Genomic DNA, 8,657 nt, shown 5'->3' with positions numbered 1-8,657 from the left:
CCGTACCCCGTGGTCCATCCAGTGCTGGAGCACCCGCCGGATCTCGGTGTACAGGCCGTCGGGGTCGTTGTCGAAGTTGAGGGGGTAGATGTCCTGGTATTTCTTGGGCGGGTTCTCGGCGTAGGCGATCGTCCCGTCCGCCCGCGTGGTGAACCACTCGGGATGCTCGCGCACCCACGGATGGTCGGGCGAGCACTGCAACGCGAAGTCCAGGGCGACTTCGAGCCCGTGGTCGTTGGCGTAGGACACGAACGCGTCGAAGTCGGCCAGCGTGCCGAGGTCGGGGTGGACGGCGTCGTGCCCGCCTTCGGGCGAGCCGATCGCCCAGGGGGAGCCGGGGTCGTAGGGGCCGGCGTCGAGGGTGTTGTTGGGGCCCTTGCGGAACGTCCGCCCGATCGGGTGGATGGGCGGCAAGTACACGACGTCGAAACCCATGTCGGCGATCGCGGGGAGCCGTTTCATCGCCGTTCGGAACGTTCCCGACATCGGGCCCCGGCGTCCCATCGGGTCGAACGAGGCGCCCTCCGACCTGGGGAAGAACTCGTACCAGGACCCGAACAGGGCCCGCTGCCGGTGCACCTCCAGCGGGAACCACTCGCTCACCGTCAGCAGGTCGCGCAGCGGATGGCGCTCCAGGACGTCCTCGACGTCCGGGTCCTCCGCGGCGGCCAGCCGGTCCAGCGCGGGGACGGTCGCGTCGGCGAGGAGCTTCGCCAGCCGGGTCAGCGTCGGCCGGTCCTTGCTCGGGACGGCCTTGGCCGCCCGCCGGTACAGCAGCGATCCCTCGGTCAGCATCAGCTCGACGTCCTGGTCGCGCGGGATCTTGATCCCGGCGTCGTGCCGCCAGTGCGCGATGGGATCGCCCCAGGCCTCCACCCGGAACGACCACGACCCGGGCTCGCCCAGCGTCACCAGTGCCGCCCACCGGTCCAGACCCTGACCGACCTCGGCCATCCGCGCGCCGGGCAGCTCCTCGCCCGCGGGCGTGCGCAGCACCGCCGCCGCGCCCAGCATCTCGTGCCCCTCGCGGAACACCGTCGCGCTGACCTCGATCGTCTCGCCCGACACCGCCTTGGCCGGCCACGCGCCGGCCCCGACCACGGGCGCCACGTCCAGGATCGGGATGCGACCGAGCCTCGGAGTACCGGTCATTTGGGACTTTCCGGACTCGTCTTGCATATGCCCTTCCCTACCCGTCGGAGACATCCGAAACTTCACATGCCCGCGAACACGGTCTTACCGTCCTGTAGTTTTCGATAACTTTGCGCTAGGGAACGGGCACAGCCTGCGACGATGCCCGTGAGGCGGCGGAAACCCCTGCGGTACAAGGGTTCCCGCGTTCGCGTGCGTCCGCCGTGCACCCCCGCGCCGCCGCCCGGGCGCGCCGCGGACCGAGCCGCGAGGTGACGAAGTGATCACCTCCGGTCGCGCCCATGGGACGGCACCGCATAGCGTGGCGTCGCGTGAAGGCAATCCGACGATTCACGGTCCGCACCGTCCTTCCCGAGCCGCTCCGGCAGCTTGAGGAGCTGGTCCTCAACCTGCGCTGGTCATGGCACCACGAGACGCTCGACCTGTTCCGCGCCGTCGACCCGGAGCTGTGGCGGTCCGTCGGCCATGATCCCGTGCGGCTGCTCGGCGAGGTCGCGCCGGAGCGGCTCGAACGGCTCGCGGGGGACCGGCGGTTCCTGCGCCGCCTCCAGGACACGGCCGAAGACCTGCACGACTACCTCACGGCGCCGCGCTGGTACCAGACCCGCTACGGCGCGGGAGCGGCCTCCTCGCCCGCCGCCCCGCCCGGTGCCGGAGAGCCCGCCGGGGCGCCCTCGTCCATCGCCTACTTCTCGCCCGAGTACGGGATCACCGCCGCGCTGCCGCAGTACTCCGGCGGCCTCGGCATCCTCGCCGGCGACCACCTCAAGACCGCCAGCGACCTCGGCGTCCCCCTCATCGGCGTCGGCCTGCTGTACCGGCACGGCTACTTCTCGCAGTCCCTGTCGCCGGACGGATGGCAGCTGGAGCGCTATCCGCCGATCGACCCGAACGGGCTGCCGCTCGCCCTGCTCCGCGAGCACGACGGCACGCCAGTGCGGGTCACCATCGGCATGCCGCACGGGCACGACCTGCACGCGCAGGTGTGGCTCGCCCGCGTCGGCCGCGTCCCCCAGCTCCTCCTCGACTCCGACGTCGAGGAGAACGACCAGTCGATGCGGGACGTCACCGACCGGCTGTACGGCGGAGGCGGCGACCACCGGCTCCTCCAGGAGATGCTGCTCGGCATCGGGGGAGTGCGGGCCATCCGCGCCTACGGCCGCATCACCGGCCACCCGGCCCCCGAGGTGTTCCACACCAACGAGGGCCACGCCGGGTTCCTCGGCCTGGAGCGCATCCGCGAGCTGGTCTCCGAGTACGGCCTCACCTTCGACGAGGCGCTGGAGGCCACTCGCGCCGGGACGGTGTTCACCACGCACACCCCCGTCCCGGCGGGCATCGACCGGTTCCCCCGCGAGCTGATCGAGAAGTACTTCGGCGGCGCGAGCGAGGAGCCCGACGTCCCGTGCGAGCGGGTCCTCGCGCTCGGCTCCGAGGACTATCCCGGCGGCGACCGCACCGTGTTCAACATGGCGGTGATGGGCATGCGCCTCGCCCAGCGCGTCAACGGCGTCAGCGAGCTGCACGGCCGCGTCAGCCGGGAGATGTTCGGCGGCCTCTGGGGCGGCTTCGACACCTCCGAGGTGCCCATCGGCTCCATCACCAACGGCGTGCACGCCGGCACCTGGGTCGCGCGGGAGATCCTGGAGCTCGCCGCCCGCGAGGTCCCGTCCGTGATCGAGTCCGCGAGCGGCTGGGAGGGCGTCCGGCACGTCCGCGAGGACGAGATCTGGCGGGTGCGGCGGCTGCTGCGCGAGCGCCTCGTCCACGACGCGCGGCGCCGCCTGCGCGAGTCGTGGCGGCAGCGCGGCGCCAGCGAGGCCGAGATCTCCTGGATCGACGACGCCCTCGACCCCGACGTGCTGACCATCGGGTTCGCGCGGCGCGTCCCGTCCTACAAGCGGCTCACGCTGATGATGAGCGACCCCGACCGGCTCCGCTCGATCCTCCTCGACCCCGACCGGCCGGTGCAGATCGTCATCGCGGGCAAGGCCCATCCCGCCGACGAGGGCGGCAAGCGGCTGATCCAGGAGATCGTCCGGTTCGCCGGCTCCGAGGACGTCCGGCACCGCATCGTGTTCCTGCCCGACTACGACATGGCGCTCGGGCAGCTCCTCGTCCAGGGCTGCGACGTGTGGATGAACAACCCGCTGCGGCCGCTGGAGGCGTGCGGCACGTCCGGGATGAAGGCCGCGCTGAACGGCGGCCTCAACCTCTCCATCCGCGACGGCTGGTGGGACGAGTGGTACGACGGCCAGAACGGCTGGTCGATCCCGTCCGCCGACGGCCTCGCCACGCCCGACCGCCGCGACGAGCTGGAGGCCGCGGCGCTGTACGAGCTGATCGAGGACCACGTCGCCGTCACCTTCTACGACCGCGACGCGGCGGGGCTGCCCCGGCACTGGCTGGAGATGGTCAAGCACACGATCGCGACGCTCGGCCCGAAGGTGCTCGCGACCCGGATGGTTCGCGACTACGTCGAGGAGTACTACGCGCCCGCCGCCGCGTCCGCCCGCGCCATGGCCGCCGACAAGCACGCCGGCGCCCGCTCGCTCGCGGCCTGGAAGCGGCGGGTCGCGGACGCCTGGCCCGGCGTCGCCGTCGAGCACGTCGAGTCCAACGCCGAGGACAGCCCGCACGTCGGCGGCCGGCTCGCGGTGCGCGTCGTCGTCGACCTCGGCGGCCTCGACCCCGCCGACGTCGCCGTCGAGGTCGCCTACGGCCGCGTCGACGACGCCGACGCGCTCGTCGACCCGGCCTACGCGGAGCTGGCGGCCGGCGAGCCGGTCGAGAACGGCCGGCTCCGCTACGTCGGTGAGGTGCCGCTGGAGCGCAGCGGCTCGTTCGGCTACAGCGTCCGCGTGGTGCCGAACCACCCGATGCTGTCCGGACGGGCGGAGCTCGGCCTCGTCGCCCTGCCGCCCGCCCCGGCCGGCATGACGAACGGGAACCTGCGCTAGGACTGCCCGTCCTCGTCGCCGGGCAGCGGGTCCGCCTGCTGCCCGGCGAAGGGGACGGTGCCGCGCGTCGCCGTGTTCGGCACGGCGGCCACCAGCCCTGCGCCCGCGCCTGCCGCCGCGCCCGCGTCGTCCGTCCCGTCCCGTTCCCTTCCCTGGCCGCTCACTGCGGGGTCCCCAGCCGGGGGAACGGCGCCAGCGAGAAGACCACCTCGACCGGCACCTCGAAGAACCCGGCGATGCGCAGCGCGAGGTGCAGGCTCGGGCTGTACTCGCCGCGCTCCAGGTACCCGACCGTCTGGTAGTGGACGCCCAGCGCCGTGGCCAGCTCGCGGCGCGAGACGCCGCGCTCGGCCCTCAGCACCGCGATCCGGTTGTAGACGTTCTCCCTGTCCGCGGACACCGGCCCAGTCTCCCGCAGCCGGGGGCCGGATGCCGTCGTCGTGCGGGAGCCGCGGGCATGATGGGGGCCATGAAGGTCTTCGTCTCGGTCGATATGGAAGGCGTCTCGGGGCTGACCGATCCCGAGGAGATGCGCGCGGGCGGGCGCGGGTACGAGCGCGGGTGCGAGCTGATGACCGGGGACGCCAACGCCGCGATCCGGGCCGCGTTCGACGCTGGCGCCGAGCGCGTCGTCGTCACCGACTCGCACGGCACCGGGAAGAACCTGCGCGCCGACCTGATCGACGAGCGGTGCACGCTCGTCCGGGGGCCGTTCAAGCCGATGCGGATGGGGGAGGGGCTCGACGCGTCCTTCGATGTCGCCCTCTACGTCGGGTACCACGCCCGCGCCGGCGTGGAGCGCGGCGTCCTCAACCACACGTGGATGGGGCGGGAGATCCAGAACCTGTACCTGAACGGCGAGGTCGCGGGCGAGATCCGGCTCATGGCCGGGTACGCCGGGTCGCTCGGGGTGCCCGTCGGGTTCCTGGCGGGGGACCGGGCCGCCTGCGAGGAGGCCCGCGACCTGCTCGGTGCCGTCGAGACCGTGGCCGTCAAGGACGGGCATGACCGGTACGCGGCCGAGGTGATCCCTCCGGTGCGGGCGCAGGAGCTGATCTACGAGGGGGTCGCCCGGGCGCTGAACGCACCCGACGGCTGGAAGCGGCTCGCGCTGGACGCCCCCTACACGATGGCGGTGGAGTGGAACTCGACCGCCATCGCGCAGTCCTGCTCGCTGATCCCCGGCGTCAAGCCCTCGGGGCCGCGGACCACGGAGTTCACCACGGACGACTACGCCGAGATCGTCGGGCTGCTCGGCGTGTTCGCGACGATCGCCGGGGAGATCGGCTGCGCCGGACGGCAGTACGGGTGAGCGGTCAGAACTCCTCGCCGCCGGGCTCGGCCGCCAGGGCCTCGTAGGCGGGGGCCAGGACGTCGGTGATGTCGCGGCGGCGCACGCGTACCGGCGGCGGCGCCGCGACCTGGAGGACGAAGCCCGGCGGGACGGGCGCGGCGGGCGGGCGTTCGCGGAGCCCGGCCAGCCCGGACGGCGGCGTCCAGAACCCGGCGGCCGACAGGGGCTCGTCGTCCATCTCGAACGGGTCCGGCTCCGCGGCCCGGCCGCGGCGGAGGGCCGCGAGCAGCTCGTCGCGTCCGCGGCCGTTCCACTGGAGGATCAGGAACGGGTCGTCGTCGAACGCCTCGGCCAGCAGGTACAGGACGGCCGCCGCGTGCTTGCAGGGGTCGCCCCAGTCGGGGCAGTCGCACATGAGGTGCAGGTCGGCCGCCGAGCCGGGGAACAGGCACAGGCCCAGCTCGGCGAACACCCACTCGATCTCCGGCGGCATCTCCCCGGCGAGCAGCTTCGCCCGGAACACGGCCCGGGACGATAGCTCGGCCTCCACCGCGCGCCAGCCCGCCGGGTCGATCCCGCCGATGCCGAGCGCCACCTCGTACGGCTCCGCCGCCGATCCGCGGACGCGCGCGGTCACCTCGTACGGCGCGACCCGCAGGTCGAGCACCTGGCCCTTGCGGGCGTAGGTGCGGCCGCGGGACAGGCGGCCGGTGTCGGCGAACGACTCCAGCAGGTCGATGAACCGGCGCGACCACCATTCGGAGCCGATCGAGCCGCGCTTCGTGCGGGCCTTGAGGCCGTCGTCCATCAGTCGCTCACCGCCTCCGGGGACAGGCGCAGGACGTCCCGCAGCTCCGCGACGGACAGCTCGGTCAGCCAGTCCTCGCCGGTGCCGACGATGGAGTCCGCGAGGGCCTTCTTGCGCTCGATCATCTCGTCGACCCGCTCCTCCATCGTCCCGACGCAGATGAACTTGCGGACCTGCACGTTGCGGGTCTGGCCGATGCGGAAGGCGCGGTCGGTCGCCTGGTCCTCGACGGCGGGGTTCCACCAGCGGTCGACGTGGACGACGTGGTTCGCGGCCGTCAGCGTCAGGCCCGTCCCGGCCGCCTTCAGCGACAGCAGGAAGATCGACGGCTCGGGGTCGTTCTGGAAGTGCTGCACGAGGTCGTCGCGGGCCTGCTTGGACGTGCCGCCGTGCAGCCACAGCACCGGACGTTCGAGCCGGGCCGCGAGGTACGGCTGGAGCATGGAGCCGAACTCCGCGTACTGCGTGAAGACCAGGGCCTTCTCGCCCTGCTCCAGGACCTCGGCGCAGATCTCCTCCAGCCGCTCCAGCTTCCCGGAGCGGCCCGGGAGGCGCGAGCCGTCCTTGAGGAGCTGGGCGGGGTGGTTGCAGACCTGCTTCAGCTTCGCCATCGTCGCGAGGACGAGCCCGCGCCGCTTCGTCTCGTCGGCCTCCGCGATCTGTTCGAGCATGTCGTCGACCGTGGCCCGGTACAGCGACGCCTGCTCGGTGGTCAGGTTGCAGTAGACCTTGATCTCCTGCTTCTCCGGCAGGTCGGTGATGATCGACCGGTCGGTCTTCAGCCGGCGCAGGATGAACGGCTGCGTCGCCCGCTTCAGCGCGAGCGCGGCGCCCTCGTCACCGTCCCGCTCGATCGGCACGGCGAACCGCTGCCGGAACACGCCGCGCGGCCCGAGCAGGCCGGGGTTCGCGAACTCCATGATCGACCACAGCTCGGTCAGGTGGTTCTCCACGGGCGTGCCCGTCAGCGCGATCCGGGTCCGCGCGGGGATGCTCCGCACGGCCCTGGCCTGCCGCGTCCCGCTGTTCTTGAGCGCCTGGGCCTCGTCGCAGACGACCCGCTCCCAGCCGAGCCGCGCGAGCTCCTCCGCGTCGCGCGCCGCCGTCCCGTAGGTGGTCAGCACCAGGTCGGCGTTCGCGACCGCCTCGGCGAGGCCGTCGCCGCGGTACCGTCCGGTGCCGTGGTGGACGTGGACGCGGAGCTTCGGGGCGAACCGCGCCGCCTCGCGCTGCCAGTTCCCGACCAGCGACATCGGCAGGATCGCGAGCGTGGGGCCGGGCGCGGCGCCGCCCTGGCGCTCGTGGACGAGCAGGGACAGCACGGAGATCGTCTTGCCGAGCCCCATGTCGTCGGCGAGGAGCGCGCCGAGGCCGAGGCCGTCCATGAACGCGAGCCAGGCGAGGCCGCGCTCCTGGTAGGGGCGCAGGTCGGCGTCCAGCTCCTCGGGCGCCGGGATCGGCACGAGCCGGCGGTCGGCCTCGCCGGACAGCAGGTCGCCGAACGTGCCGTCGGCGTCGACGCCGGTGAGCGGCAGCGCCTCGTCGCCCGCGTGGACGATCGCCCGGATCGCCTCGGCGGCGCTCATGCGGCCCCTGCGCGGCTGGCGCAGGAAGTCGAGCGCCGCCTCCAGCTGCTCTTCGTCCAGCTCGACCCACTGGCCGCGCAGCCGGACGAGCGGCGTCTTCAGCCGCGCCAGCTCGGCCAGCTCGTCCTCGTCGATGGCGGCGTCGCCGATCGCGAGGTCCCACTTGAAGTCGACCATGCCCTTGAGGTCGAAGCCCGACGACGCGGCCGAGCCGGACGACGCCTCGGGGTCGTCGGCGCGGGTCGTGAGCCGCATCCCGAGCCGCGCCTTGCCCGCCCACTGGGGCAGCAGGACGCCGAACCCGGCGGCGGCCAGCATCGGGCCCGCCTGGCGGAGGAACCGGAACGCGCCCGCCGTGTCGAGGAGCACCTCGGACGGGACGGGCCCGTCGAGCGCGGGCGCCATGTCGGGGAACAGGCGCAGCGCGCGGCCGAGCCCGGCGAGCAGTGTCTCCTCCGCGCCGGGGACGGACGTGGCCTCGCCCGCCCACACCATCGCCGCCGGGACGTACAGGCTCGGGTCGTCGGTGCCCTGGAGGGCAAACTCGACGCGCCAGACGCCGTCCCGGTCGCCGGGCGCGTCCTCCTCGGTGGGTTCGGCGGGCTCCTCGGGCCTCAGCTCGTCCGGGACGAACTCCTCCGCCCCCGGCTCGGCGAGGCGGAAGCACACGCGGAGCGGGCCGGACGGGCGGCGCGCGGCGGCAGCCCAGGCGTCCAGCTCGCCGATCAGCTCGGCGGGGTCGTCGCCGGGCTCGCGGGCGACCTCGGGGGACGGGCCGGTGAGGGCCTCCACCCAGCGCTCGGCGAGCGGCAGCCGGTCGGGGGCCTTGCCGCGCCGCGGCGGCAGCAGCGGATGCG

General features: G+C 73.3%; 7 protein-coding genes. 2 read left to right on the top strand and 5 right to left on the bottom strand.

From position 1 onward, the window contains the following. Positions 1 to 1,152, bottom strand: a 1,152-nt coding sequence (locus E1300_RS44800; protein ID WP_207400333.1) for a maltotransferase domain-containing protein, incomplete at its 3' end; no start/stop codon positions are given. 311 nt (positions 1,153 to 1,463) lie between these two features. On the opposite strand from E1300_RS44800, the gene glgP reads away from it, so the two are divergent. After that, positions 1,464 to 4,112, top strand: coding sequence for an alpha-glucan family phosphorylase (glgP, locus tag E1300_RS44795; RefSeq protein ID WP_131763363.1), 2,649 nt, complete (start codon positions 1,464 to 1,466; stop codon positions 4,110 to 4,112). Here glgP and E1300_RS50855 read toward each other — a convergent pair. Both E1300_RS50855 and E1300_RS44790 read right to left on the bottom strand, forming a co-directional pair. Further along, a complete protein-coding gene (locus E1300_RS50855) occupies positions 4,109 to 4,276 on the bottom strand; it encodes a hypothetical protein (RefSeq protein ID WP_165503276.1) in 168 nt (55 codons plus the stop codon). The two genes, glgP and E1300_RS50855, sit on opposite strands and share 4 nt — an antisense overlap. Further along, positions 4,273 to 4,512 carry a helix-turn-helix transcriptional regulator gene (locus tag E1300_RS44790; protein WP_131763362.1) on the bottom strand — a complete coding sequence of 80 codons (240 nt, stop codon included), beginning with the start codon at positions 4,510 to 4,512 and terminating at the stop codon, positions 4,273 to 4,275. The genes E1300_RS50855 and E1300_RS44790 overlap by 4 nt, the downstream gene beginning before the upstream one ends. Positions 4,513 to 4,581: 69 nt before the next feature. Between E1300_RS44790 and E1300_RS44785 the strand changes: the two genes are divergently transcribed. Then, positions 4,582 to 5,424 (top strand): M55 family metallopeptidase, encoded by an 843-nt coding sequence (locus E1300_RS44785; protein WP_131763361.1) that lies wholly within the window; start codon positions 4,582 to 4,584, stop codon positions 5,422 to 5,424. 4 nt (positions 5,425 to 5,428) lie between these two features. Here the strand turns inward: E1300_RS44785 and E1300_RS44780 are convergent, their stop codons facing one another. Both E1300_RS44780 and E1300_RS44775 read right to left on the bottom strand, forming a co-directional pair. Beyond that, positions 5,429 to 6,214, bottom strand: a complete 786-nt coding sequence (locus tag E1300_RS44780; RefSeq protein ID WP_131763360.1) for an SWIM zinc finger family protein — start codon at positions 6,212 to 6,214, stop codon at positions 5,429 to 5,431. Further along, a partial coding sequence (locus E1300_RS44775; RefSeq protein WP_131763359.1) for a DEAD/DEAH box helicase occupies positions 6,214 to 8,657 on the bottom strand: 2,444 nt, incomplete at its 5' end. The genes E1300_RS44780 and E1300_RS44775, both read right to left, overlap by 1 nt.

It is taken from the genome of Actinomadura fibrosa (assembly GCF_900659615.1).
Lineage (GTDB): Bacteria > Actinomycetota > Actinomycetes > Streptosporangiales > Streptosporangiaceae > Spirillospora > Spirillospora fibrosa.
This window is presented reverse-complemented; position numbering and strand designations above follow the sequence as displayed.